The following is a 26,045-nucleotide window of genomic DNA, read 5'->3' on the forward strand; positions in this document are numbered from 1 at the left end:
GTCGGGTGCCGGCGCGGGGCTGGGTCGTGGTGTGCCGGACGCGGGTGTGCCGGTCAGGCGGGCGTCGCGGCGGCGCGCGCCCGCGCGGTCAGGTCGCGGCGGGCGGCGTTGCGGTACCGCAGCACCTGGACCGCGCCGAGCGCCCAGAGGACGTACTGCACGGCGAAGGCCCACCGGAAGGCGGTCAGGTCCGGGGTGGCCCGGCCCGCCGGGGTGGCCAGGTCGAGCACCACGCCGACGGCCAAGATCAGCACGATCGAGGCGACGAAACCGCCGACGTTGACGACACCGGTGGCGCTGCCGATCCGGTTGACCGGGTTGAAACTGCGCGCGTAGTCGAACCCGATGAGGGAGCCCGGGCCGTTGACCGCCAGCACCAGCACCAGCGTGACCAGCAGCCAGCCCGGGGCACGTCCCGGCCAGGCGAGCACGACGCCCCAGACGCCGGCGGTGGCGCCGGTGATCGCGAAGACCAGCACCGAGCGGTGGAACGGGTGCCGGGCGCAGAAGTGCGCGACCACCGGCCCGGTCACCAGCATGGCGGCCGTCATCAGGGTCAGCAGCGACGCCGCCGCGGTCGGGCTGAGGCCCTGCCCCTGGACCAGGAACGGGTATCCCCAGAGCAGGCCGAACACGGCGCCGGAGAACTGGGTGACGAAGTGCGTCCAGAGCCCCAGTCGGGTGCCCGGCTGGGCCCACGCGGCGGCGAGCTTCCGGCGGACGTCGGTGAGGGTGGGCGCCGCGCCGGTCGCGACCGCCCCGCCCGGGGTGTCCCGGACGATGACGACGGTCATCATCAGCACCGTCGCCCCCACCGCCGCCGAGGTGAGGAACGCGGGGGTCCAGCCCGCCCGGTGCAGCAGGGCCACCAGCGGTACGGCGCCGAGAATCGCCCCGAGCTGACCGAGCGTGCCGGTGAGCTGGGTCATCATCGGGTAGCGCCGCCCCGGGAACCACAGCGACACGATCCGCAGCACGCTGATGAAGGTCATCGCGTCGCCGAGCCCGATCAGCACCCGGGCGGCGATGGCGAGGGGCACGTCGGTGGCGAGGGCGAAGCACAGCTGACCGGCGACCATCAGCGCGCCGCCGGCGATCAGCAGTCGGCGTGATCCGAACCGGTCGAGCAGGACGCCGACGGGGACCTGCATCGCCGCGTACACGGCGAGCTGGGCGACGGAGAAGGTGGCCAGCGCCGAGGCGTTGATGTCGAAGCGGTGCGCGGCGTCGACGCCGGTGACGCCGAGCGAGCTGCGATGGAACACGGCGGCCACGTACGCGGCCACCGCCACGCCCCAGACCAGTCCGGCCGCCGACCTGCGCGGGGCGACCGGCGCGGTTGTCCTCACCGCAGCACGTCCGCGATCTTGTCGATGTGCGCGGCGACGGCGGCGAGCCAGCGCCGGGGGTCGTCGGAGTCGAGCGCGGCCAGCTGGTCGGCGTGTTCGGCGATCGCCGTCTCGGCCCGGCCCGGCGAGAGCCGGAAGCTGGCCTCTCCCATCAGCAACTGCCGGTCGCGCAGCCGCTGGTACAGCTCGGCGAGGATCTCGTTGCCCGCCGCTTCCACGACCGTGGCGTGGAACGCCCGGTCGGCCTGCGTCAGCGCGGTCAGGTCGCCGGCGGCGTGCGCGTCGCGCATCTCGGCCAGCCGGGCGGCGAGGTCGGCCCGTAGCGCCGCGCGTCGTGGCCAGATCCGCTCGGCGGCGTGCAGCTCGACCAGTCGCCGCGCCTCGATCACGTCGGTGATCTCCCGGGCGGAGACCGGACGGATCAGCGCGCCCCGCTTGGGGTAGAGCCGGACCATGCCCTCGGCCTCCAAGCGCAGCAGCGCCTCGCGGACCGGGGTGCGGGAGACCCCGGTGGCCTCGGCGATCTCTCCTTCGCTGACCAGCGAGCCGCCCGGGTGGATCTGCTCCAGGATCGCGCGCTTGAGGTACCGGTAGGCGCGTTCGGCGGCCGAGGGCACGGCCGTCCGGCCCGAGGGGGAGGGATGCGTCATGTATCTATGATGGGCCCGCCCCGTCATGCCGCCGCCGCGCCCCCGCACGAGGTGGCGTGGGCCACGGCCCGACCGGCCCGCTTGGCCGACGCGGACACCGGGCAGCGCGAACCGCGGGGCAGCGCGAACGGCGGGGCAGCGCGAACGGCGGGGCAGCGCGAACGGCGGGGCAGCGCGAACGGCGGCCCGGTGCGGACGTGGGGTCAGCGCGGACGCAGGGTCAGCAGTCCGTCGACCGCGACGTCGAACCCGGGCGCGAACGGCGGGCCGAAGCCGCCGAGCAGCTCGGCCAACCAGCGGGTCTCGTCGGGCGCGGCCCGCTCCAACCGCATCCGGCGCATCCGCATCGGGGCGGCCCGCAGTCGCCGCAGCGCGCCGGTGGCCGCGTCGAGGGTCGGCAGCCACAGCAGTCGTAGTTGCGGCCGGTACTCCTCCCGCCCGCCGATCCCCTCGTAGTCGTCGATCAGGTCGCCGCAGCCGTAGAGGACCAGCCGGTCGCGGTACACCTCCACCGGCCTCGGGTGGTGCGACGAGTGGCCGTGCACCACGTCCACGCCGCCGTCGATCAGCCGGTGGGCGAAGTCGACGTGTCCGGGCGGCACATCGTACCCCCAGTTGGTGCCCCAGTGCACGGAGACCAGCACCCGGTCCGCCGGCCCGGCCACGGCGGCGATCCGCCCGGCCAGCGCGTCCGCCGAGGCGGCCGAGACCTCCGGCAGGTACGCCACCCCGGGCGCGTCGGTGGTGGCCGCCCAGGACGGGAGCACGCCGCTCGACGGCGCGGCCACCGACCAGACGAGCAGGTCGCGGCCCTGACCGAGCGGCACCCGGGCGGGCCTGCCGGCGGACGCCGCGTCGCGGCCGGCGCCGGCGGTGGTGATGCCGGCGGCGGCCAGCGCGTCGAGGGTGTCGGCGAGCCCCACCGGGCCGAAGTCGAGGACGTGGTTGTTGGCCAACGCGCACACGTCGAGCCGGGCCGCGGTGAGGCAGGACAGGTTCCCCGGGTGCATCCGGTAGTGGATCGCCTTGGCCGGCGCGTGCGCGCCCCGGCCGGTCACCGCCGTTTCCAGGTTGACCACCCGTGCGTCCGGGCGGAGCTCGTCGAGCAGGTCGAGCGCCTCGCCCCAGGGCCAGGCCGGGGGCACCGGACGCGGGACCGGCCCGTTGACGGAGCGGGCGAGGTCGACGTAGTCGCGGGCGTCGCGGATCGCCCGTTCACGCAGCTCGGGCGGGCCAGGCGTGGGCAGGATCGCGTCCACGCCCCGGCCGGTCATCACATCGCCCCCGAGGAAGAAGGTCAGCTCGGGCATCCGGCCGCTTTCCCCGTCGCGCCGTCGGCTCACCTGCCGACGACCCTGCGTACCGCCGTCGGCTCACCTGCCGGTGCCGCCGGTTGAGAACGCCCGGCGGCTAACGGAGCACGACCAGGGCGCGACGTACCTCGCGGGTGCCGTTGACGTCACCGATCTGCTCGGAGAGAGCGAGTGCCAGGTGCAGGTCCTCGCGCGCGGCCCGCCACTGCCCCGTGGCCCGGTGCACCTCCGCGCGCACCGTGAGCACCCGCCATTCCGCCTCCCGGTTCCCGGTGGCCCGTGCGGCGGTGAGGGCTCGGCCGAGCCACCCGTACGCCTGCCGGTACTGGCCCCGCCGGGCATAGACCTGGCCCATGGTCACCATGGTGATACCGAGGCCGAGTTCGTCACCGAGTTCCCGGCGCAGCCGCAGGCTCTCCCGCAGGTGGACCAGCGCGCTGCCGGTCTGGCCGAGTTGCAGCAGCACGTCGGCCAGATTGTTCAGGGTGAGACCCACCCGCCGTCGGTCGTCGCCCTGGCGGTGCATCTCCAGCGCCCGCAGGAAGCCGGTCCGGGCCTCGTCGAGGCGGCCGGCGGCGGCCAGCAGGACACCGAGATGGTCCAGGGTCACCGCCACCTCGTGCAGGTCCCCGTCGGCCTCCCGCAACGCGAGGGCCACCAGAAGACCGTCGACGGCCTGGTCGGTCTCGCCCAGCCGGGACTGGGCCACCGCCACGTAGGTCAACGAGGTCGCCTCGTCCGGACGGCTGCCGAGCCGCCGGGCGCACCGCAACGCGCCGCCGGCCACCTCCCGGAGTTCGTGGTAGTAACCCCGCATCGGCAGGAACGGGTAGAGCTCCGCGCACAACCGGACCGCGAACAGGTCCCCCTCGGGTGTGCCGTCCTGCGCCGCCACGCGCGCCGCGGCGACGAGATTGTCCCGCTCCGTCTCCAGCCACTGGAGGGCCTCCTGCGGATGAGCGAAGGTCACCGTGGCGGGCGTCTCGACGAACCCGTCCGACGGCCGACGGGAGACGGGCCGGATCTGGTCCCGCGCGCGCCGCGCGGTGTCGAGGAAGTAGCAGCGGGCCGCGTGCAGCGCGGCCTCCCGCGCCGCCGGGTCACGGCGGCCGCGCTCCATCGCGAAGATCCGCACGAGGTCGTGCAGGCGGTAACGGTCCATCCCGCACGCCTCGACGAGGCCGGCGTCCGCGAGCCGGTCCAGCGCCGCACGGGCCGCACGCGCCGTGGCCCCGGTCAACACCCGGGCCAGGTCGAGGCCGAGCACCGGCGAGCGGACCATGCCCCAGCGGTCGAACAACTCCAGGGACTCCGGCCCTCCGGGCCGTTCGGCGAGAACGTCGCAGGTGACCGCGAGGCTGGCCCGTACGGCCAGGTCGTCACAGCTCAACTCGTCCAGTCGGTACTGCTCGTCGGCGAGCCGGGCAACCATGGCGGCGAGTGTCCACTCCGGATGGCTGGCGAGCCGGGCGCCGACGATCCGCAGCGCGAGCGGAAGGTGGCCGCACAACGCGGCCAGCGCCTCGGCCTGCCGGGGGGAACCGGTGAACCGCTCCGGACCCGCGTGCCGGGCGAGCAGCGTCACCGACTCCCCGGGGTCCAGCGCGCCGACGGCGAGGTGGGTGACGTCCAGCGTCGACAACGTCGTCCGGCTGGTCACGATCACCGTGGCGCTGCTCAGGAGCGACAACAACCGTCGTACCTGACCGGCGTCGACCACGTTGTCCAGCACCACCAGCACCCGGCGCTCGCCGGCTCGTACCCGCAGCTCGGCCGCCTCCGCGCCCGGCGTACCGCCGGACCGGTCACCCCCGAGCGCGCGGAGCAGGCTGCCGATCGCCTCCTCGACCGTCATCGGGGCCAGGCCGGGACTGCTGCCGCAGAGGTCGAGGTAGAGCTGTCCACCCGGACACGACGGAGCCAGCCGAGTGGCGACGGCGCCGGCCAGCGCCGACTTGCCCACCCCCGCCGGCCCGTGCAGCACGATCATGTTCGCCCTGCTGAGCTCGGCCTCGACCCGGGCCAGCAGGCGTTCCCGGCCGACCAGGACCACCGACGGCGGCAGGGTGGAGGGCGCCCCCTCCGGCGGCGGCGTGTCACGGACCACGGGCGTCGGACGGCGAGCCGGGCCGGACGCCCCGTCGAGCAGGTCGCGCTCGACCTCCCGGAGCACCCTCCCGGCGCGCCGGCCGACCGCGCCGAGCAGCGCGGCGTCCGCCGCGGTCAGGGCCGCCATGGCCTCGGCCCGGTCACCCGAGGAGAGCAGTGCCTGGACCAGCTGTTCCCAGGCGGACTCGCGCGCCGGCTGGTCGGCGAGCAGCGACCGTAGGACGGCCACCGCGGGCTGATGCCGACCGGCTTCGACGCATGCCCGGGCGTACCGTTCGACCGCCATCCACCGGCTCTCGTCGAGCGCGTCGAGGCTGCGGCCGAGCGCGCCGTGGTGGGGCAGTCCCTCGGCCGCCTCGCCGTGCCACCGGCGGAGCGCGGCGGCGAGCAGGTCCGCGCACTGCTCCGGTCGGGTCACGTGGCCGGGACCCAGGGCGTCCTTCACGTCGCTCTCGAACCGGTCGAGGTCCAGCTCACCCGGCTCGACCACCAGCGCGTAACCGGAGTTCACCCAGGTCAGCCGGTCCCGGTACGGCCCCAGCGCCGCCCGTAACCGGGTCACGTAGGTCCGCAGGTTGGCCTGCGCCGACGGTGGGGGATCGGCCCACAGGCCGGTCAGGAGTCGGTCGGCGGGCACCCGTCGGCCTCGACCCAGGAGCAACCCGGCCAGCAGGAGTCGAGGCCGACCGCCCGGCAGCGCGACGTGGTCACCGTCGACGTGCAGGGTCACCGGCCCCAACAGACCGAACTCGATCGTCATACCCGCGAACCTCCCACGATCCCTGGAGATCCGATCGCCATCCGTCCATGGACGCGGTGAGCCTAGACGTTCGGTCTCGTGTCGGGAGGCGCCGGGTCCGGCCCGGACTCCCGCCGGCGGACGCGTGCGTGCCGGCGGGAGCCCGGGAGGACGTCGGCTGTCGGCCTGCCGGCCGGGGCCGGACCCGACCAGCGGGTACGGACAGCCGACGACGCCGGTGGTCAGTAGTTGACGTAGGCGGTGACGGCCCGGTGGTCGGAGTACGCGCCGCCCGTCATCGTCTCGGTGACGGTGGCGACGTTACTGAACCCGTTGCCGCTCTTGACCAGCAGGAAGTCGATCCGCCGGCTGTTCAGGGTGTCGTACGCCGAGGAGCAGTTACGGCTGCCGCACTTCTCGGCGATCGGGTCGCGGTACCCGTACCCCTTGCCGTCGTTCCACCAGCCCGCCGTGTCGGGCTCGGCGTTGGTGTCACCCGCGACGATCTTCAGGTCTCCGCCGAGGCGGTCCATCGCCTCGTCGGCCTCCCGGATGTTCTCGTCCGCGCACTCCGACGCGTGCCAGGTGTCCGTGGGCCAGTGGATCGACGCCACCGAGACGTCCTGGCCGGCGACCCTGTCATGCAACCGGACGGCGATGTTGTGGACCCGGTCCTGGCTGCTCCTGGTGGGTTCCAGGTTCCGGCACGGGCCGGTGCCCGCGTCGTAGTCCTCCGGGGCGTCGGACCGCCAGCGGGTGGCGGCCTCGTAGGTGAACCGGTCGGAACGGTAGACGACCGCGTTGGTCTGCTGGTTCTTCATCTTGCCGCAGGTGCTGGTGTAGCCCATCGAGCCGGGGTCCGCGATCGCGATCTGTCCGGCGTAGGTGCCGGGCAGCTCGTCGGAGAGGCGTTGGGTCAAGGCGTTGAGCTGCGTCTGGTTCGAGACCTGCTGCACGGTGAAGATGTCGGGGCTCAGCGGCCGGGCCTTGATGTAGGTGATCAGCCGGTCCCAGATGAGGCCGTCGGCGCAGGAGGCCGGCAGCCAGTTCTCGATGTTGTTGTTGTAGACCACCAGATAGTTCGGTGAGGTGTTCACGGCGGCCTGTGCGGCGGTGGCGCCGGTGAGGCCGACCACCGTGGTCGCGAGGACCGTGGTGAGCGCGGCGACGACACTGCGCACGATGCGGCTGGTACGGATGGGCAAGGTTCCTCCTGAACGCTCTGGGCTGCCGGGGTCGGATCGCGGGGCGCTGTCAGAGCGTCCGCTGGTACTCCTCCCAGGTCCGCTTGGGGCTGACCGCCGGACCGTCGTCGGGGCCCCGGTTCGCCAGTCCGTTGCGGCCGAGGTAGTAGTCGCCGGCCTGGTTCTGCGCGCCCGTCGACTGGTCGGTGTCGGCGAGCGCGATGGCGTGGATGTGGTAGCCCCAGTCCCCCTGGCTCGGGGTACGCAGCCAGGCGGCGAAGCCCACCGTGCGCAGTCGGCGCAGGATGTCGGTCCGGGTGGCCGAGGAGAGCCCGCTCACCGACAGGTCGAGGGCGCCACCGCCGTCGTGGGTGCCCGCGGACGCGCCGACCCCGGTGTTGTACGACCCCTGCGTGATGCTGAGCTGGCGTCCGAGCAGACGTTCGGCCTCGAACAGCATGGACCTGGTCCGGGTGTTGACGCGCACGCCGCGCAGGCTCACGATGGTGCCGGGCGAGATCGCCCGGACGACGGTGTAGCGCCCCTCGCCGAGCAGCCGTAGCGACGTTGGGCCGGGCAGCCCGGTCGCGTCGAGGCCGGTGTAGCCCAGGGACCGCTGGTATGCGGCGTAGGCGGCGATCGTGCTGGTGCCGAAGTGCCCGTCCACGTACGTGGCGGACAGCAGCCCCCTGGCCTGGAGGGCGCGCTCGACCAGCAGGACGCTGTCCTTGGCGCCCTCGGTGAGGGCGGTGTCCGCGCGGCGCGGGTCGATCTGCGCCGCCTTGATCAGCGCCTCCATGTTGACCTCAGGCAACGCGGCGGAGACCGGGCGGGCCAACGGCCCGGCGGCGGCCACGGCGGCGCCGGCGGCGACGAGCAGACTTCTTCTCGTGATCACAAGTTCTCCGTGGGTGAGCGATGTGGACGGTCGGCAGCGTGGAACGTCGTGCGGACGCTGCGGGTGCCGGAGCCGTGCGACTCTTCCGCCGGGAAGGCCTGGAGTCGCTTTCGCCCGACTATCGGCGCGTGCGGAAGGGCCGTCAAGACGCTCGTCGATAATGGGCCCGGGATGTGCCGGGAATGTGCGCCGCGCCGTGCGGTGGAGCGCGGGACCACCCGGTCGGGGCGCGGTCGACCCTATGCCGGGTCCGGGGTACCGGCTCCCGGGACGAGCACGGCGGTGCTCCGGTCGCCGATGAACGCGTCGACGTCGAGGTCCAGGGCGATGTCCTGGTCACCGCCGAAGCTGATGCCACCCAGTCTGCTGACCTCGATGTACCAGGGCGACAGGCCGTCGCGTACTCCCTCGGGGAACATGCAGGTGCCGCCCAGGTGCTCCACGTGGAAGACGTCGTACATGTCCGGTACGTCGATGTAGGCGTCGCTGTCGGACGGGAGATCCACCGGGCGGACGCCCGTGTTCGGATCGTCCCGGGGAGCCAGCCACAGGGGACCGTCCTGGCCGTGTCGTCCCCGCCACGCGGCGTTGTCCACCGCGCTGTCGGCGAGAGCGGGAGCCGGGGCGAGGCGCGTCACCCGTGGTCCGACGAGCGGACCTGCCCCGATCAGGCGGTGGGTCGGTCGGTGGCGCGGGCGCGCAGCGCGGCCGACCGCAACCGGTACAGACGCGTCGCGAGGATGATCTCGAACCGTGCCTCCTCGTCGTTCAGGTCGCGCCCGATTAGTTCGGTGATCCGTTCCAGTCGGTAGCGCAGGGTGCTGACGTGGACGTGTAGCCTGACCGAGGTCTCCTGGTACTTGCCGCCGCAGCCCACGAACCGTTCAGCAGTGTCCAGGAGCTGGGTCCGGTGCTCGCGGTCGTACGCCAACAGCCTGCCGATGATCTTGTCGATGAAGTCGTTGACGTCCTCGGCGGCCGAGGCGGCGAGCAGGAAGCGGTACGCGCCGAAGTCGTCGAGGTGGACCACGCCGTACTGCTGGAGCCGCTCGGCCAGCTCGACCGCCAGCTCGCACTCCCGCCACGCCCGTGGATACTGTTCCAGCTCGACGCACGGGCCCGCGCGGCCGACCGTCACCTCCTTGCCGAGCACCTGCTCCGCCCGCGCGCGCAGGGCGTGCAGGCCGTTGGTGAGCCGCTGCCCCTCCGGGACGGAGTCGGCCGGCACCAGCACGGCCAGGCCGGCACCGGCGCGTACCGTCAACGACCCACGCCACTGGCCGGTCACCGGTCGGAGCGACCGGATGAGCGACTCCCACTCGGAGACGGTCGGCACCGGCTGCGCCCGTACGGCGATCAGGTGCATGGGCCGATCCAGCGGCAGTCCCAGCGACGAGGCGCGTACCAGCAGGTCCTCCCGGCGGGTCCACTCGCCGGACAGCAGCGGATCGATGATGCCGATCCCCAGGTCCTGCTCGGTCTGATGCCGGACCAGGTCCCGCATCAGCACCGCCGTGACGGCCGAGCGGAGTTGGGACAGCGGTGGGTGGGTCGGCTCGTACGTCGCGGCCGAGGTGCGCAGGAACACGGCGGTGCCCAGCACGTTCGCCCCGCTGACGACCTGCGTGACGCGGAGCCACACGTCCCGTTCGCCGAGGGCGTCGATCCGGACCGGGCTCTGCGGCACCGCCTGCTCGTACTCGTCCAGGGCGATGGCGCCGAGGGCGGCCCGGGTGACGTCACCGACCACGCCGGCCCAGGTGCCGGCGTCGTACCGCTCCGGGGCGGGGCTGGTGCCGCTGTAGACCACCCGGGCGTCGCCGTCGAGGATGGTCATGGACTCGTTGGTCATGGACTGGACGAGGTCGTACACGGCGGCGGAGCTCTCGCCCCGGATCAGGGCCTCCAGCACCGACGCCTGCATGGCCTGGCCGCGCGCCATGGTGTTCATCGCGGCCTGGGCGGCGGCGGCCTGGCGCGCGTTGCGCACGGCCAGGGACGCCAGCTCGGCCACCGTCCGCAGGAACGGCAGCTGGTGCGGGTCCCCGGTCAGGTGGTGGTCGCTCTGGACGCAGAGCACCATCGGCCGTCCGTCGACGTCCTGAGCGGCCAGCGGCAGCACCACCCCGCACACGTAGCCCCGGTGCCGGGCGTCCACCGCGTACGCGGGATACCGCTGCTGCTGCTGGGCGTCGGCGATGACGACCGGCTCACCGCTGGTGACCGCGTCCAGGGCGGGAATGCCGTCCAGCGTCCAGCGGGTCTGCCGGCCTGCGGCGCTGTACTCCAGCTTGTCCCGCCGCGCGACCACCTCGGCCTGGTTGGCGGCCAGGTCCACCACGTCGATCCAGCAGATCTGCCACAGCGTCAGGTCGCAGACGGCGTCGACCACGGTCTGCAGCACGCTGTCCAGCTTGAGGTCGGAGTTGACGCTGGTCGCCATCCGGCGCAGGCTCTGCAGCAGCTCCACCGTGTCGGTGCCGCCGTCCGCGCTCCTCGAAGCCACCGCACCCTCCTGAGTCACACGGACCAGACATCCCGGTCGATCGTGATGGCAATCGGACTGCGTCTGGCCTCGATCCACCGGCGGTCCCTGGCGAACTCTAGCCAACCCTGTTCCTGGTGTGCCGCGTCGCGCCAGTGCACCACGTAGCGCAGCTCGCCGCCCTCGGGTCGGATCCGGTTCCACGGCCCGAGCACCTCCGCGCCGAGATCGGTCAGCACCGGTACGGCGGCGGCGTGCAGCCGCGCCGCCAGCCGGTCGAGGTCGGCTGCCGCGCACCGGTAGGTGCGGAACTCCGCGATCACCGGTAGCTCCGGACCACCGTGCCGTTGACCAGGACGGTGTCCACCCCGATCGTGGAGATCGCGTCCGGCGCGACGTCCCGTGGATCCGAGGCGAGCACCACCAGGTCGGCCCGCTTGCCCGGCTCGATCGAGCCCCGGTCGGCCAGGCCCATGGCGGTGGCGGAGGAGGAGGTGTGCATCGCCAAGGCCTCCAGCACCGTGATCCGCTGGTCGGGGTTGACCTCCTGCCCGACACACGAGCGGCGGGTGACCGCGCACTGCACCCCGAACAGCGGATTGAACTGGAGTAGTTCGGAACCGGCGCCGTCCGAGCTGGAACAGACCCGCCAGCCCTGGTCGATCAGGTCGCGGAAGCGGAACATGGCCGGCCGGGCGTACCCGCCCATCGACTCGGGGATGAAGCTGCCCATCGTGTAGATGAACCCGGCCTGGGGGACGGGTACGGCACCCGCTCGGTGCCAGTGGTCCAGGGTCACGTCGTCGGTGAGGACGTTCCCGGCGTGTTCCAGGCGGACCGGCAGCTGTCCGTTCCCGGCGCCGCCGCGCGCCTGGACCGCCGCCTGGCACAGTTCACGCTGCGCGCGCTCGCCGTTGACGTGCGCGGTCAGCTGGAGGCCGAGGTCGTCGGTGGTCCGGATCAGGTCGGCGAGGTCCCCGGCGTCGTACGCGATCCGGCCGGACTGGGGCACCCCGTCCCGTAGCTGCGCGTACGGCCGCAGGACGGCGGCTCCGGCGGCGGAGAACCCGCCGTCGACGAAGATCTTGATGCCCCGGTACCGGAAGGCCGGGTTGGCCGGGTCGTCGAGTCGACCGGCGCGACGCCGGACGAACAGCTCGTCCAGGGGCAGCGTGCCGGGTGCCCACACGAAGGCGTCCACCGACGCCGGCAGCCGGCCGGTGCCCGCCAGCTCCGACAGCCGTCGTACGCCGGTCATGGTGTTGGTGATCTCGCCGGCCGTGGTCACCCCGTACCGGGTCAGGTACCGCTCGGCGGTCTCCTCGACGGCCTCGAAAAGCTCGGCGTCGGTCATGGCCGGGATCGGCAGGGCGTAGAACAGCTCGTGCAACTCGCCGGTGGGTCGCCCGGCGGCGTCCCGGCCGATGTACGCGTCACCGCTCTCCGGCAGGCTGTCCACGTCGACCAGCGACAGCGCGTGCGTGTTGACCACGGTCACGTGCGCGCCGAAGCGCACCGCCACCGGGAAGGTCGTGCTGATCCGGTCGAGGTCCTCGCGGGTGGGCAGGCGCTGCTCGGCGAAGCGCCGTCCGGCGAACAGGCCGCCCTGGCCGACCAGCCATCCGCCGCGCTGCTCACGCAGGTGGGCGTGGGTGCGGAGCTGTTCGATCAGCTCCTCGATGCTTCCGCAGGGCGGGGTGTGGCAGTCCACGGCGCCCCACATCGCGGTCGCCGCCATCTCGACGTGGACATGCGGGTCGACGAAGCCGGGCAGGACCGGCCGGTCACCGACGTCGGTCACGGCCAGGTCGGCGGGCAGCGCGGCGCCGGCCGGCAGGACCTGGCTGATCCGGCCGTCACGGACGACGACGGACCCGGCCGCGACGCGGGACGTGGCGTCCATGGTGAGGATCCGCCGGGACGAAATGATCATGTTGCCGGGTGCGATGCTCACCGTGCGGACTCCTGTGCGGGTACGGGACGCAGGACCGTCCGGGTTTCGAGGAACTCGTCGATCCCCTCGACGCCGTTCTCCCGGCCGAAGCCGGAGTGCTTCACCCCGCCGAAGGCGGCCTTGGGGTGCGAGACGCTGCCCCGGTTGACCGCCACCATGCCGACGTCGAGGCCGGCCGCGACCAGATCGGTCTGGGCGGCGTCGCCGAAGACGTAGGACGCGAGTCCGTACTCGGTGGAGTTGGCCAGGGCCAGGGCCGCGCCGAGATCGTCGTCCGGGTAGGTGACCACCGGCAGCACCGGGCCGAAGAGCTCCTCGACGCAGACCCCCGCGCCGGGGTCGGGCGCGAGCACGACGGTCGCGGGGACGCTGGCGCCGGGCGTGCCGGGCTCGACGCCGCCGGTGACCACGGTGCCGCCGTGCGGCGCCTCGACCAGCCGCCGCAGCCGGTCGGCGGCTGCCTCGCTGATCACCGGACCGAGTCGGGCCGACTCCGTCCACGGGTCGGCGACGGCGGTGCCGGTGGCGGCGGCGCGGAAGAGCGCGAAGACATCGGCTGCGGCGGACTCGGGCACCAGCACCCGGTTGGGTGCGGTGCAAGCCTGCCCGTTGTTGTAGAGCTTGGCCTGCCAGATGGTGGTGACGGCCGCCTCCAGGTCGGCTCCCGGGCAGATGACCGCCGGCGCGTTGCCGCCCAGTTCCAGGCCCACCCGCTGGAAGTGCGTGGTGCTGGCCCGCAGGATGGCGCGGCCCACCGCGGTCGATCCGGTGAACGAGATCTTGCGCAACCGGGGGTCGCCGGTCAGCCCGGCCAGGATCTCGGCGGACCGGTGCGACGGTACGACCGAGCCGACCCCGGTGGGCAGTCCCGCCCGGCACAGCGCGTCCACCAGGTACATCGCGGTCAGCGGGGTGCGCTCGGACGGCTTGAGGACGAAGGTGCAGCCGGCCAGCAGCGCGGACACCACCTTGCGGCTGGCCATGGTGAGCGGGAAGTTCCACGGCGTGATGAGCAGCGACGGCCCGACCGGCGCGCGGAGGGTGGTGACCCGTACGGTCCGGTCGCCGTCCTCGTGTGCTCCGACGGCCGTCGGGGCACAGGCCAGCAACTCGTCCACCACGGCACCGGCGACCGCCACCTCGAGCCGGGCGTCGGTGATGGTCTTGCCGCTCTCCAGCACGATCAGCATGGCCAGCGCCTCGGCCTCGGCGTCGAGGAAGGCCCGGTAGCCGCGCACCACACTGGCCCGCTCGGCCAGGGAGGTCCGTGCCCAGCTCGACTGGGCGGCGGCTGCCGCGTCCAGGGCGCGGCGGGCGTGCTCCGGCGAGGCGACCGCGACCGGCCAGGTGGCCGCCCCCGCCGGGCCGGTGATCTCGGCGAGGTCGGTGCGGTCGACGTCGACCAGTTCGGAGCCGAGGATCAGCCGGCTGAGCAGGTGCTCGGGCAGGTGCGAGTGGAGCCGCATCAGACCGCCGCCCCGGCCTCGACCAGCGATGCGGCGATCTCCCCGAACAGTTCGATCGACCGCAGGGTCAGGTCCTGCGGGGCGCCGAAGGTCAGGTTCAGGTTCAGGATGTCGACCCCCGCGTCGCGGTAGAACCGCAGCTTTTCCCGTACCTGGTCGGGGGTGCCGACCAGCAGGACCCGCCGCAGGTCGTCCAGGCTCGGCTCGTCCGGGCCGGTCACCGGCCGGACCACCCCGCGCGGGTCGGCGTTCTGGGTGAAGTCGTGCAGCTGTCGGTGGATGCGCCAGCCCTCCAGGATCTCCCGGAGCCGGTGCTCGACCTCGGCCTCGTCGTCGACGACGAAGGCGTACCGGGTCAGGCCGAGCTGGGTCTGGCCGGTCAGGCCCGCCTTCGCCTGCCCGCGTCGGAAGGCCTCGACGACCTTCGACGCGTGGGCGTCGTCCCAGAGGAAGAGCGAGTTGAGGACGTTGTAGCCCCGCCCGGCGGCGTCCTCGACGGCTGCGGGGGCCTGGGCGCCGAGCCAGATCGGCGGGTGGGGGAGCTGACGGGGGCGCGGCCAGACGTACGCGTCCTCGAAGGTGACGTACTCGCCCGTGAACGAGGTGCCGGTCTCGTCGTTGAGCCAGAGCGCGCGTACCGAGTCCAGCACCTCGATGAAGCGGGGCAGGCTGCTGGCGAAGTCGATGCCGAAGACGTCGAACTCGTACTTGTACGCGCCACGCGCCACGCCGAAGTCCAGCCGTCCGTTCACCAGGTGGTCGGTCGCCGCGACCTCGGCGGCGAGTTGGATCGGCGCGTGGTACGGCAGCACCACCACCGCCGTGCCCACCCGGCACTCGACGTGCTGGGCGATGGCGGCGGCCTGGATCAGCGCCGAGGGGGCCGGCATGAACTGGACCAGATGGTGCTCCGGGACCCAGATACGGGAGAAGCCCGCCCGGTCCGCCGCGACGGCGTACGCCAGCATGCGGTCGTAGATTCCCGAGTACTGCTCGTCGTTGTTCGCCTGGTACGAAAGGAAGAGTCCGAGGTCCATGCCGGTCCGATCTCTAGTAGCTTTCCTGCGAGCCTAGGAGCGTTGCGAGTGCTTCTCTTCGGCTCAGTCATCGGAATATGAAGCCTTCCGCTCGTGTAGTACCTACGATGCGGAGCGCTCGTACTCCCCGGCGTGGTCGTCGGTCCACGGGGACTCGTGCTCGATCTTGGCGATGCGGCCGGCGCCCAGGTTCAGGAAGATGCCGAATCGGTCACTGACGCGTTCCTCGAAGTACCGGCGCAGGATCACCTCCATCGACGAGTGGGACAGGTCGGCCCACGGGATGTCGCCCTCGGCGAACAGGCGCAGGTCCGGCGTCTGCCGGGGCACGACACTCGGCCGGGCCCGGTAGACGTGGCAGGTCTCGGACTTGCTGAGGTCGATCGCCGAGTAGAGGAACTCCGGCTCGATGACCTGACCCATCACGGCGCGGGACGTACCGATCAGGGCCTCGGACATGGTCGGCCCGGCCTGCAGTGGCCCCACCGGCAGGCGCCACGTGCCGGTGGCCCTGTCCCGGGACAGCAGGATCCGGGACTCGTACTCGACGAGCCAACCGACGAGGATCTGCCGGCCCGGCCGCGTCTCGTTCAGCGGCGTGTCGACGCCGTCGGGGGCGGTGCCGCCGTTGGGGGTGAAGAAGGACCCGTCGCAGTAGCCGAGCGGGGCGCTCGGTCCGAGCGTGCACTCCTGCACCGCGCCGACGAGCATGACATGGTCGCCGATGTCGACCCGGGTGTGTACGGAACAGACCAGGGTGGCGGCCGATCCGGACATCAGGATCGCGCCGGGGTGGTCCTCCCGGGTGGCGAGCCCGGTGAACTTGTCGTCGAGCGGCGTGGCGAACCGGACCGCGAGATCCTGTTGGTGCTCGCCGAGGATGCTGACGCCGAACGTCCGGCAGCCCGAGAAAGCGGAGAAACTGCCGGCCCTCCGGTCGATGCAGAGTGAGATCAGCGGCGGGGTCAGCGAGACCGACGTGAACGAGTTCGCGGTCATTCCCCACGGCCGCCCGTCGGCGTCGCGGGTGGTGACGACCGTGACGCCGGTGGGGAAGCGGCCCATGGTCCGCCGGAAGAGTAGGGGGTCGTTCACGAGTCATCTCCTTCGGCCGGTGGCCAGTGCGGATGTCCGTCGGCCAGCTCGGTGCCCACTCCGAAGAGCACCGTCAGGTGCGCCATGGGTGTGTCGCGGCCGGCGCCGTGGTAGTGCAGGAGGCCGGCCGGTACGACCACGACGTCGCCGACGTCCACTCGGAGGTCCCGGCCCGGCCGGCCGACGTGCCCCGGTCCCTCGGTGACGATCAGGATCTGGTCGCCGGCATGGGTGTGCAGCCGGGTCCGGGCACCGGGATCGAAATGCACGAGGGCCGACCGGACCGGCGTCGTCTGCATCGCCGCGATGGATGCGGCGATCTGGTCGACGTCGCAGGAGACGACGCGGCCACCCTCGAAGATCTCGTTGCCGCTCGGACGCAGATCTGCGGTGACGCGACGGAAGACCGCCAGATCCCGGCCCACGTCGTCGACCGTCGGTCCCACCATCCGTTGCCTCCCCTTGCCTGTCGCCGCCGTCAGCGGGCGAGCACCCACGTTAGGAGGTAAGAAAGGCCGGGGCTTCATAGGAACCGTACGGAGCCCGCCCCACTCCGTCCGCTCTTATAGAGGGCAGGTCAACGCTCCTTCAGCCGATTCCGGACAGAGATGTACACCGGTCCCTACGTTCCTGCGGATGGTAGGAAACCGGCCCTGATGTGTCCTGTCTTACAGCGAGGTGCGGGGACGTCCCCCTCACCTAAACTCGCCCCCTATCAAGAGCCGCGACACGCCGGGCGGCACGCCGGGCGAGCGATGAGGCGGGAGCGTATGGAGCAGACGCAGGCGGTCGTCACCCTCACGGGCATCCGTAAGTCGTACGGGTCGTTCGTCGCCCTGAACGACGTGTCCCTGTCGGTCGACGCGGGCGAGACCGTGTGCATCATCGGCCCCAGCGGATCCGGCAAGTCCACCCTGCTGCGCTGCTGCAACCTGCTCGAACTGCCCGACGCCGGGACGCTCGACGTCGGCGGGACGCGGTACTTCCCTCTGGCAGCGCGGGCGAGGGCACGATCGGAGTCGCTTCGCGGGCTGCGCACCCGCACGGCGATGGTGTTCCAGAGCTTCGAGCTCTTCCCCCACCTGTCCGCCATCGACAACGTCGCGCTGGCCCCAGTCCAGGTCCGGGGGGTGAGCCGGGCGACCGCCAACGAGAGCGCCCGGTCGCTGCTTGAACGGGTCGGCCTGCGCGACTTCACCTCGGCCCGGCCCTCGACGCTCTCCGGTGGTCAGGCGCAGCGGGTCTCGATCGCCCGTGCGCTGGCCATGGAGCCGGAAGTACTGCTCTTCGACGAGCCCACCTCGGCGTTGGACCCGGAGATGGTCGGCGAGGTGCTGGAGATCATGCGCGAGCTGGCGTTGTCCGGGGCGACCATGCTGGTCGTCACGCACGAGATGCGCTTCGCGCGCGAGGTGGCAACCCGGGTGGTGGTCATGGACCACGGACAGATCGTCGAAACCGGCACCCCGGACGAGGTCTTCGAACGTCCACGACACGTTCGGACCCAGCGGTTCCTCCAGGCCCTGTCGCGCTCCGGCTATGCGGTCTGACGGATGTCGTTCCAGAGAACTGACCGGTACCACACCAGGGAGTTGACGAATCGATGAGCATCACAATCAGTGTGGCCCGCCGCGCGCGGCGGCTGGGCGCCGTGGTCGCGCTCGCCGGGTTGCTGGCGGTATCGGCCTGCGGCGGATCCGACGACGAGGCCGGCGCGAGCGACCTGCCGTTCGACCTGATCAAGCCCGGTCACCTCACGGTCACCTACTCCGAGAGCTACCTACCGAAGATCGCCTCCGGCGACAACGGCACCCTGGAGGGGTACGAGGGCTTCCTGCTCACCAAGGTCGCCGAGAAGTACAACCTGAAGCTGGCCCCGATGCCCACCGAGTTCGCCTCGCAGATCCTGTCCGTACGGCAGGGGCGGGCGGACGTCGGCACCGGGATCTACTACACCGAGGAGCGGGCCAAGCAGGTCTTCTACACCCGCCCGAACATCACCGACCGGCTCGGCGCGCTGACCCTGAAGACCACGGCGTACGAGAACGTGGACAGCCTCAAGGGCAAGCCGATCGCCTCGGTGAACGGCTTCTCGTACAACGAGTACCTCTTCACCTACTACGGGAAGAACAACGTCAAGCTCTTCCCGTCGTACGCCGAGGCGTCCCAGGCGGTGCTGGGCGGCCAGGTGGTGGCCTTCATGGGCTCGACCGGGACCGCACCCGGCATCATCAAGTCGCACCCCGAGCTGAACCTGCACACGTTCGCCGACGGTGACTTCTCGCTGCCCGCGAACGTGTCGAAGTCCGCCACCTACGAGTACGTCAACTGCGACAACCCGGGGCTGGCCGACGCGATCGACCAGGTCTACCAGGAGCTGGTCGACTCCGGGGAGTGGCAGAAGCAGCTCGAGCAGTGGGGCGTCGGTGGTGCCGAGTACGTGCCCCCGGCCGAGCGCCCGACCCAGCACTGCTCCTGACGGCTGACGGGCCTCCGCTGATGGCTGAATGGCTCGACTTCCTGTTGGAGGGTCTCTGGACGACCCTCCAACTGGTCGCCCTGAGCACGGTGCTGACCATCGTCATCGCCGTACCGCTCGCCGTGGCGCGGATCAGCCCGCGCCGGTGGGTCCGCTGGCTGTCCGGGACCTTTGTCGAGGTGTTCCGCAGCATCCCACTGCCGGTGCTCCTGGCGGCGCTGTACTTCGGGTTCGGACCCGCGCTCTCGGGGCTCGGCCTGGACGCCTTCAAGCTGGCGGTGATCGCCATCGTCGTCAACGAGGCCGCGTACGTCGCCGAGGTCCTCAAGGGCCTCCTGCAGTCCGTACCCATCGGGCAGTGGCAGGCGGCGGCGAGCCTCGGGATGCGGCGCCGGCAGGCACTGCGCCTGGTGATCCTGCCCCGGATCCGACGGCCGTCCGTGCCGCACGCCGTCAACGGGTTCATCTACATCGTCAAGGGCAGCGCATTGGCCTCCATCATCACCGTCCCGGAGCTGACACTGCACGCGAACCAGCTCATGATCGACACGTTTCGCCCCCTCGAGGTGTACGCGCTCGTCGGGGTCATCTACCTCGCCATCAACATCCCGGTGTCCTACCTGGCACGGCTCGCCGAGGGCGGCCCGGGCCAGCGCCGGAGGCGGTCGCGGACGGACCGGGCCCGACCCGCCGCCGAATCGGCCGCGACGGGGGTGGGTGGCTGATGGACCTGTACGTCCGCCTCGTCACCGAGGCACTGCCGGTGACGATCGCCGTCAGCGCGGCGGCCTGGCTGCTGGGCACCGTCCTCGGCACCGGGCTCGGGATGGCCGGCCTCAGCCGGCGTCGCTGGCTGCGGGAGACGCAGTTCTTCGTCAGCACCGTCCTGCGTAGCCTGCCGGAGCTGCTGGCGATCTACCTGCTGTTCTACGGCATCACCGCGCACGGGGTGGAACTGACCCCGTTCACCGCGACCGTCCTCGCGCTGGGCGTCACCCAGGCCGGCTTCTGGGCCGAGTCCGTCCGGGCGGGCGTCCAGGTGGTGGGCCCGCGCCAGTTCGAGGCCGCCTACTCGCTGGGGCTGACGACCAGCCAGACGTACCGGAAGGTGATCTTCCCCCAGCTGGTGTCGGCGCTGACCTCGCCCAGCCTGAACATGTTCGTCGCGCTGACCAAGCTGACCGCGATCGCCGCCGCGGTGGGCCTGCCCGAACTGCTGCACACCGGCCGCTCGGTGATGGACCGCACGTACGACGTGCTGCCGGTGGTCGTCGCGCTGGCCGTCACCTACCTGATGCTCACCGTCCCGCTGACCTTCCTGGTCAAGGCGGCCGAGGACCGGTGGCGCAAGCGTACGGCCCGGCAGACCATGCCGGTGTTCTCGTAGCACGGTGCGCGATGCCCCCGTCCACCCGGACGGGGGCATCGCCGGGTCCGGCGGGGCCGTTGCCGACGGGGTCGTGACCGCATGCCCGGGGAGACGGGGAACGGAGCCGGCGGCAACGGCCCCGCGACGTCAGGCCCGCCCGGTGTTGACGTAGACCTTGTTGTCCAGCCCGCGGACGAACAGGTGCAGGTCGCCGTCGTAGACGTTGGCGGCCGGGCCGCTCGGGGTCGGGCGGTTGCCGGACAGCTCGGTCCAGCGGTTGAAGGTGGTGCCGTGGGAGGCGATGGTGAACAGCTGGTCGTTGCCGCCCCGAGCGAACAGGCGCAGCAGGCCGTCGTAACTGGCCAGGCCGAGTGGGCTGGCGGTCCAGCCGTTACCGGGCACCGGGATCCAGCCGGTCCAGGCCCCGGCCGCGTAGGTGTTGAGGTAGATCAGGTTGTTGACGGCGCGTACGGCCAGGCGCAGCGTGCCGTTGTACTCGGTCACGGCGGGCGCGTCGGGGGTGCTGCCGTTGCCGGGCAGCACGTTCCAGCCGGACCAGCCGGTGGTGCTGTGGACGTTCTCGACGAGCTTGTCGTTGCCGGCCCGCACGATGAGGTGCAGCTCCCCGCCGACGACGGCGGCGGTGGGGGCGCTCGGGGTGGTGCCGCCGCCGGGTATCTCGGCCCAGCCGGACCACGCCGTGCCGGTGGACGTGTTGACGTAGATGCGGCCGGCGGTGTCACGTACGAAGAGATACAGCATGTTGTTGTGGACGGTGACCGTCGGCGCGCTGGGGGTGGTGCGGCCGCCCGGCACCGGTGACCAGCCCGACCACTGGGTGCCCGTGCGGACGTTCTGGATGATCTGGCCGTCGGCGCGGCGGGCGAAGACGTGCTCGGCGCCGGCCAAGGTCGTCACCGCCGGGCTCGAGGCGACGAGTTGCCCGCCGGGCACCTCGTTCCAGCCCTGCCAGTAGCGGGTCAGGCTGAGACCGAAGGTGTGCAGGATCGGGCGGATCGGCTGGAAGTACGACCGGTCGTCCTCGTCGTCGCACAACAGGTCGGTGCCGCCGGAGTGGATGCCCTGGGCCTGGTCGCCGGCGACGTACGGGGCACCGGAGTCGCCCGGCTCGGAGCAGGCGTCGGTCATCGTCAGGCCGGTCATCACCTTGTCCGGGCCGCCGTTCGTGCCGTGGTAGATGACGGTGACGTTCTTGGCCAGGATGGTCCCGCACCGCACGCCGGTCGTGACGCCGCTACGGCAGACCGTGGTGCCCTCGGAAGCGGGTTCGTCGCCGTCGACCGGGCCGAGGCCGAGCACCTCGGCGGTCGGGCGCCAGTCGGTGTAGGTGCGTACCCAGGCCATGTCGACGTACGGGAAGGAGTAGCCGCCCCAGACGCCCAGCGGCCGGCCATCCGCGGTGAGCGCCCCCGGAGGCGTCTCGAGCGCGCAGTGCCCGGCGGTGAGGAACCCGGCGTCACCGGTGAGGTTCTCCGTCACCGCGAACCCGGTCGTGCAGCCGGCGGTCCCGCCGATCAGGTAACCGTGGCCGGCGCCCAGCCGGTCCGACTCCTGTTGCGGGCGCCCGGCAGCCTCGACGACGCGCACCGCGCGCTTCGGCGTCCCGTTGTTCTCGACGAACCGCCGGGCTGTCGCGGCTCCACCCGGCAGCGCCTGTACCACCAGTGATTGTCCGTCCACGTCGGCGTACCAGCCGGTCACCTCGTCCGGAACGCTGGCGGCACGGTCCAGCCGGACCTTCATCCCCTCCAGCGCCGCGCCGTCCGGCACCGACTGTGCCGCCGCCGGCGCGCCCACCAGCATCGTGCCCGCGACGCTCAACGCCGCCAGCCACCCCACCGCGATCCTCCGCACCCAAGGCCTCCTCGCCAAGACGCGCCGGGCGGTGACCCGGCGCCCGGCAATGAAAACCTTTCGACGGTGGCAGTGGACAGATCTTGTCGGGTTCCCGTCCCGGCCGATCCATCAGGCTCGTCGCCGAGCCGCCCGGCCCATGGTGGGAGCGGACCCCGGGCGCCCTACGATCCGGCGGCACCGGTGCCCGGCGGTGTCGATCCGGCCGGATGACGGACCGGTCGAGGGCCGGACGACCGGGCAGGTCACACGGCGGTGAGCAGTGCGTCGAGCGGCCGAGGCAAGGCATCCCGGCCGACCGCCGCCTCGACGAGCAGTCGCGCGTAGCGCAGCTTGCGACGCGAGCCACTGCCCAGGAACCGCCGCATCTGCGCCTCGGGCCGCCGGCCGCGCCAGGCCGGCTGGCTCTGCAACGAGCGGAACGACCCGAGGTCGCCCTGCGAGTCGAAGAGTGCTTCGACCTCGGCGGCGCCCACGGCGCGGATCAGCTCGTCCTCCAGATCGTCGACGCAGACGTGGAACCCGAGGCGTTCCATCTCGGCGCGGGTGGGGGTCGCGCCGACCCGGGCGGCGATACCGCGGCGGAACAGATCCTCCTCACGCAGGTCGCACAGGCCGGCGAGCCGTACCCGGGCGCCCAGCGGGCCCGACCTCGTCAGGAAGCGGCCGATCGCGTGCGCCCCGCCGATCGGCACGACCACGATCCGCTCCGCCGCGAGGTCCCGGCCGCGACCCACAGCGGCTGTCTCCACGGCGATCTGGTCGCTGATGCCCTCGACGAGCACCACGGCCACCGCGTCGTCGACCTTCGCCAGGGCGCGGGCCGTCGCCAGGGTCGGGGCGTCGGGGCCGCTGACGTAGCCGTCGAGCGACCTGCGGACAAGCTCACGGCGGTCGGTGACCATGGCGGTTGCTGGTCCGGCGGGTGACTTGCCCTGGCGTCCTGTCCGCCCGTCGAGCGTAGCCATGGCTGCCATCATCGGTGATGGGGATGCTCGCCAACCAGGGATTTCCGGGGCACATCTCGGCGACAGGCCCGGTACCCGTACCGCCGGGCGGCCCGTGCGATCCGATGCGCCCAGTCCCGCCTGTGGTCGGCGGCGGGAGGCGGCCGTACGCCGCCGGCCGTCCTCGTTACCGTGTGCGGTATGGAACCGGAGGAGGACGACTACACGGCGAAGTCGGCTGACGCCAGCCGGATGGGAAAGGCCGCCGAGCATCTCATCGCCGCCTTCTGCATCCTGGCGACCCGGGGCGTCCTGAACGTCTCGACCTCACTCGTCGATGACGAGGGCGTCGACCTGGTGTTCCACCGCCGTGGGTCCACTGCGACGCTCGCTGTGCAGGTCAAGGCGCGGATGTCGGACAGCAAACGCGTCCAGTCCGAAGGATTCGTTGCGTTCGTCCGGTCCCAGACCTTCGCTCCCCGGCCGAACCTGGACATGCTGTTCGTCGCGATCGACGTTGTTCACGGCGCGGTGATGAAAGCATGGCTCATTCCCAGCAGGGATTATGAGGCCACACTCGGTGCCCCCAACAGCCGCGGTCGGTACCGCTTCAGCGCCTCCATGAAGGACGACTCGAAGGATCGTTGGCGGGGTTACCGCCTGGAGGCGCATGAGTTACCCCAGGCGGTACTGCGTCGTCTCGACGGCCTTGTCGAGGGTTGATCGACGAGGAGGGAAGGCCGTCTCGCCTCGCTGACCGATCAGGCCCTCGGGGCCGACCTGGCCTGCGGCAGCCCCGGTGAACCGCCGACCCGCGAGACCGCCCCCGTTCGGATGCGGGTGTCGAGCGATGTCGGTGGCGGAATGTAGCCTTTGCGCGTGCGGAAAGCGGTGTTCTGGAGCAACCTCGATGGCTGACGCCGACGACGTCCGTCGCCTGGCGTTGGCGCTGCCTCACGTGGCCGAGATCGACAGTGACGGCTTCGACTTCCGGGTCGCCGACAAGGGGTTCGTCTGGTCCTACCCCGAACGCAGACCCGGCACGTCGCGCCTCATCCGCACCGACATCGCCGTGCTCTACGTCGGCGACGAAGCGGAGAAGCAGGCTCTGCTCCTCGGGGAGCCCGAGGTCTTCTTCACGACGCCCGCGTACGACGGGCTGCCCCTGGTCATGCTGCGGCTGGCACGGGTGGACGTCGACCGCCTGGCGGAACTCGTCACCGACGCGTGGCACATGCGTGCCCCGGACTCGCTCGTCGCCGACCTCGACGTCGCCACAGGTTCGTCGAGTCCCGGATAGATCGTGACCACGGTCGTCCGGCAGCCGGCTACCATCCGTGGCGATGGCGGACTTCGTGCACATCACCCGAGCACGGTCGGCTCGACGCATCCAGCGTTCGGGAATCGCGGCGCGCAGCGCCGGGCACGCCGGCGGACGGGGCGTTTACTGCATGCCGGTGTTGCCCTCGTTCACCCTCACCTACCAGTGGGTGCGTGAGCTGCGGCGCTGGCATTCCGGCGTACTGGTCGCGGTGCATCTGCGGCTGCCCGACGACGAGCCGGTGACCGTCGGGCACTACGGTGCCCCACCACGTGCGGTGACCGCCGCGCAGGCGGTCGCGGCGGTGCGTCGGCTGGACGACCCGCGCGGCTGCGAGGTGTTCGTGCCCCGCGCGGTCACCACCGCCGAGGTACGCCGGATCCGGGACGTCCCACAGGGAGTCGGTTGGCGGTACCTGCCGGGCGCTCACGGCCGGCGGCCCTGCCCGTGTCCAGCCTGCCTGCCGCGCGGAGCCCGCAACGTCGCGAGGCTGCGTCGCCGGTTCCCGTACAACGACCCGCCCAGGCCAAAGGGCGAGCTGATGGCCCAGCTACGGACGGCAGGCACCGCTGACGAGATCATCGACGTGCTGTGGGAGCTGGGTCGTGGCCGGCGCGGTGGCGCCGAGGAATTGGCGTACCTGGTAGACCATCCCGATCCGCACGTACGCGACACTCTCAATGACGCCCTGCGTGCGTACCGGGGTCGCGAGGCGCGACGGCTTCGCGCGCGTCTACAGCTCACCGAGGTGTCGGCGTCAACGTCGAAGAGCTGCTGAGCGGCCCGTCGACCCGGTCACGTGAGGACTTCCGGGTGACGGTCGGACTCGGTCTCCAGCAGGTGCCGAATGGCGGCTGCGATCACCGGATCCACGGGGAACCGTTCCTCCAGCCATTCGAGGACGACCTGGGCGGCGGCACGGTTCGCCCGGTAGCCGGGCACCATCGCGGCCAGTGGCAGTGCCCCGGGCGGATACGCCTGCTCCACCCGTCGGGCGGGATCGAACGGGTCGCGTCGGTGGGTGACGTCGGGGGAGGTGAGCCGGAGCAGGGCGAGCACCCGGTCCACGGCGTACGACTGGATGAACCGCGACGCGGACAGGTGCTCGCCGCGCAGCTCGCGGTGCAGGCCGACGTAGAGGTTGGTCAGCGCCTCGTTCAGGTGGAAGGCGGGCGTGTCGTGGGGTGGGCCCGCCGGACGATTCCGGCCCTCGGCGAGCCCGGCGGGCGCGTCGGGACGCTGCCAGATGATCCGGGCGCCGGCGAACGGCAGTCGGGTCACCTCGTCGACGGTGAAGACCGCGTACTCGACGAAGATGCCGTCGGCGTAGAGCGCCTTGCGGGCGTTGCGGTCGTTGACGAAGCTGTACGCCACCGGGCAGGGCGCCGCGAGCCAGTCGATTGAGTCGACGTAGCGGGAGACGGCGCCGTCGGCGACGACCACGAAGAAGTCGAGGTCGGAGTGCGCGTCGAGCCGATCGTGTTCGTTCCCCGCCGAACCGAGGCCGAGGAGGGCCACCGTGTCCGGCCGGGTGGCGAGGTGGGTCGCGAGCTCGTCCAGCCGGCGCAGCATCGGGTGCATGCCGTCGTCCCTTCGTGAAGAGTCGACGTTTCAGCCCGTACGGCCGTGGCCGCCGCCGGGGTCGCGACACCGATGACGGCGATGGTATGCCGGGCGGCGGCGCTGTTCAACGGTGCGGCCCGGCCCGGTGCGGCATCCCCACGCCTACAGTCATCGATACATTTGCATGTCTCTGTTCACTCGTGTATGAAGGC

24 protein-coding genes are annotated in these 26,045 nt (G+C 71.8%); 7 read left to right on the top strand and 17 right to left on the bottom strand.

Annotated elements, in window-relative coordinates; translation table 11 throughout:
• Nucleotides 1–53: 53 nt before the first annotated feature.
• From GA0070618_RS23320 to GA0070618_RS23385, 14 genes are all read right to left on the bottom strand, one after another.
• The gene (locus GA0070618_RS23320; protein ID WP_172900322.1) at nt 54–1,349 is read right to left on the bottom strand and encodes an MFS transporter; all 1,296 of its coding nucleotides are present in this window, start codon (nt 1,347–1,349) and stop codon (nt 54–56) included.
• Nucleotides 1,346–1,999, bottom strand: a complete 654-nt coding sequence (locus tag GA0070618_RS23325) for a GntR family transcriptional regulator (RefSeq protein ID WP_088983531.1) — start codon at nt 1,997–1,999, stop codon at nt 1,346–1,348. The genes GA0070618_RS23320 and GA0070618_RS23325 overlap by 4 nt, the downstream gene beginning before the upstream one ends.
• A gap of 203 nt (nt 2,000–2,202) precedes the next feature.
• A complete protein-coding gene (locus tag GA0070618_RS23330) occupies nt 2,203–3,309 on the bottom strand; it encodes a CapA family protein (RefSeq protein WP_088983532.1) in 1,107 nt (368 codons plus the stop codon).
• A 100-nt stretch (nt 3,310–3,409) separates the two neighbouring features.
• Nucleotides 3,410–6,181, bottom strand: coding sequence for an AfsR/SARP family transcriptional regulator (locus GA0070618_RS23335; protein ID WP_088983533.1), 2,772 nt, complete (start codon nt 6,179–6,181; stop codon nt 3,410–3,412).
• 221 nt (nt 6,182–6,402) lie between these two features.
• Nucleotides 6,403–7,365 carry an exonuclease/endonuclease/phosphatase family protein gene (locus tag GA0070618_RS23340; protein ID WP_143740381.1) on the bottom strand — a complete coding sequence of 321 codons (963 nt, stop codon included), beginning with the start codon at nt 7,363–7,365 and terminating at the stop codon, nt 6,403–6,405.
• A gap of 49 nt (nt 7,366–7,414) precedes the next feature.
• On the bottom strand, nt 7,415–8,242 hold the full coding sequence (locus GA0070618_RS23345) for a peptidoglycan-binding domain-containing protein (protein WP_088983535.1): 828 nt from the start codon (nt 8,240–8,242) through the stop codon (nt 7,415–7,417).
• Nucleotides 8,243–8,481: 239 nt separating this feature from the next.
• Nucleotides 8,482–8,880 carry a hypothetical protein gene (locus GA0070618_RS23350; protein ID WP_143740382.1) on the bottom strand — a complete coding sequence of 133 codons (399 nt, stop codon included), beginning with the start codon at nt 8,878–8,880 and terminating at the stop codon, nt 8,482–8,484.
• Nucleotides 8,881–8,909: 29 nt separating this feature from the next.
• On the bottom strand, nt 8,910–10,748 hold the full coding sequence (locus tag GA0070618_RS23355; protein WP_094977981.1) for a helix-turn-helix domain-containing protein: 1,839 nt from the start codon (nt 10,746–10,748) through the stop codon (nt 8,910–8,912).
• A gap of 14 nt (nt 10,749–10,762) precedes the next feature.
• On the bottom strand, nt 10,763–11,050 hold the full coding sequence (locus GA0070618_RS23360) for an NIPSNAP family protein (protein WP_088983538.1): 288 nt from the start codon (nt 11,048–11,050) through the stop codon (nt 10,763–10,765).
• Nucleotides 11,047–12,681 (bottom strand): amidohydrolase, encoded by a 1,635-nt coding sequence (locus tag GA0070618_RS23365; RefSeq protein WP_088983539.1) that lies wholly within the window; start codon nt 12,679–12,681, stop codon nt 11,047–11,049. The genes GA0070618_RS23360 and GA0070618_RS23365 overlap by 4 nt, the downstream gene beginning before the upstream one ends.
• On the bottom strand, nt 12,678–14,147 hold the full coding sequence (locus GA0070618_RS23370) for an aldehyde dehydrogenase family protein (protein ID WP_088983540.1): 1,470 nt from the start codon (nt 14,145–14,147) through the stop codon (nt 12,678–12,680). Before GA0070618_RS23370 ends, GA0070618_RS23365 begins: the two co-directional genes overlap by 4 nt.
• Nucleotides 14,147–15,184, bottom strand: a complete 1,038-nt coding sequence (locus tag GA0070618_RS23375; protein ID WP_088983541.1) for an LLM class flavin-dependent oxidoreductase — start codon at nt 15,182–15,184, stop codon at nt 14,147–14,149. The genes GA0070618_RS23370 and GA0070618_RS23375 overlap by 1 nt, the downstream gene beginning before the upstream one ends.
• 102 nt (nt 15,185–15,286) lie before the next feature.
• Nucleotides 15,287–16,279 (bottom strand): flavin reductase, encoded by a 993-nt coding sequence (locus GA0070618_RS23380; protein ID WP_088983542.1) that lies wholly within the window; start codon nt 16,277–16,279, stop codon nt 15,287–15,289.
• Complete coding sequence (locus GA0070618_RS23385) at nt 16,276–16,728, bottom strand: cupin domain-containing protein (RefSeq protein WP_157748994.1); 453 nt, start codon at nt 16,726–16,728, stop codon at nt 16,276–16,278. The genes GA0070618_RS23380 and GA0070618_RS23385 overlap by 4 nt, the downstream gene beginning before the upstream one ends.
• 321 nt (nt 16,729–17,049) lie before the next feature.
• On the opposite strand from GA0070618_RS23385, the gene GA0070618_RS23390 reads away from it, so the two are divergent.
• The 4 genes from GA0070618_RS23390 to GA0070618_RS23405 are packed head-to-tail and all read left to right on the top strand — an operon-like array spanning nt 17,050 to nt 20,145.
• Nucleotides 17,050–17,829, top strand: coding sequence for an amino acid ABC transporter ATP-binding protein (locus GA0070618_RS23390; protein ID WP_088983544.1), 780 nt, complete (start codon nt 17,050–17,052; stop codon nt 17,827–17,829).
• 53 nt (nt 17,830–17,882) lie between these two features.
• Nucleotides 17,883–18,758 carry a substrate-binding periplasmic protein gene (locus GA0070618_RS23395; protein ID WP_088983545.1) on the top strand — a complete coding sequence of 292 codons (876 nt, stop codon included), beginning with the start codon at nt 17,883–17,885 and terminating at the stop codon, nt 18,756–18,758.
• Nucleotides 18,759–18,778: 20 nt separating this feature from the next.
• Nucleotides 18,779–19,483 carry an amino acid ABC transporter permease gene (locus tag GA0070618_RS23400; RefSeq protein ID WP_088983546.1) on the top strand — a complete coding sequence of 235 codons (705 nt, stop codon included), beginning with the start codon at nt 18,779–18,781 and terminating at the stop codon, nt 19,481–19,483.
• Nucleotides 19,483–20,145, top strand: a complete 663-nt coding sequence (locus GA0070618_RS23405) for an amino acid ABC transporter permease (protein WP_088983547.1) — start codon at nt 19,483–19,485, stop codon at nt 20,143–20,145. The genes GA0070618_RS23400 and GA0070618_RS23405 overlap by 1 nt, the downstream gene beginning before the upstream one ends.
• 129 nt (nt 20,146–20,274) lie before the next feature.
• Here GA0070618_RS23405 and GA0070618_RS23410 read toward each other — a convergent pair whose 3' ends face one another.
• Nucleotides 20,275–22,002 carry an alpha-lytic protease prodomain-containing protein gene (locus GA0070618_RS23410; protein WP_143740383.1) on the bottom strand — a complete coding sequence of 576 codons (1,728 nt, stop codon included), beginning with the start codon at nt 22,000–22,002 and terminating at the stop codon, nt 20,275–20,277.
• 245 nt (nt 22,003–22,247) lie between these two features.
• The gene (locus tag GA0070618_RS23415; RefSeq protein WP_231931420.1) at nt 22,248–22,970 is read right to left on the bottom strand and encodes a TOPRIM nucleotidyl transferase/hydrolase domain-containing protein; all 723 of its coding nucleotides are present in this window, start codon (nt 22,968–22,970) and stop codon (nt 22,248–22,250) included.
• A gap of 180 nt (nt 22,971–23,150) precedes the next feature.
• Here GA0070618_RS23415 and GA0070618_RS23420 point away from each other — a divergent pair, with 180 nt between their 5' ends.
• The 3 genes from GA0070618_RS23420 to GA0070618_RS23430 all read left to right on the top strand — a co-directional run bounded on the left by GA0070618_RS23420 (nt 23,151) and on the right by GA0070618_RS23430 (nt 25,048).
• Nucleotides 23,151–23,672, top strand: coding sequence for a hypothetical protein (locus tag GA0070618_RS23420; RefSeq protein WP_088983549.1), 522 nt, complete (start codon nt 23,151–23,153; stop codon nt 23,670–23,672).
• A gap of 187 nt (nt 23,673–23,859) precedes the next feature.
• Nucleotides 23,860–24,249 carry an MmcQ/YjbR family DNA-binding protein gene (locus GA0070618_RS23425; protein WP_088983550.1) on the top strand — a complete coding sequence of 130 codons (390 nt, stop codon included), beginning with the start codon at nt 23,860–23,862 and terminating at the stop codon, nt 24,247–24,249.
• Between the two features lie 43 nt (nt 24,250–24,292).
• A complete protein-coding gene (locus GA0070618_RS23430) occupies nt 24,293–25,048 on the top strand; it encodes a HEAT repeat domain-containing protein (RefSeq protein WP_143740384.1) in 756 nt (251 codons plus the stop codon).
• Nucleotides 25,049–25,065: 17 nt separating this feature from the next.
• Here GA0070618_RS23430 and GA0070618_RS23435 read toward each other — a convergent pair whose 3' ends face one another.
• Nucleotides 25,066–25,851: a hypothetical protein gene (locus GA0070618_RS23435; RefSeq protein ID WP_088983552.1), complete on the bottom strand. Its 786-nt coding sequence runs from the start codon at nt 25,849–25,851 to the stop codon at nt 25,066–25,068.
• Nucleotides 25,852–26,045: the final 194 nt, after the last annotated feature.

Source organism: Micromonospora echinospora, from assembly GCF_900091495.1.
Taxonomy (GTDB): Bacteria; Actinomycetota; Actinomycetes; order Mycobacteriales; family Micromonosporaceae; genus Micromonospora; species Micromonospora echinospora.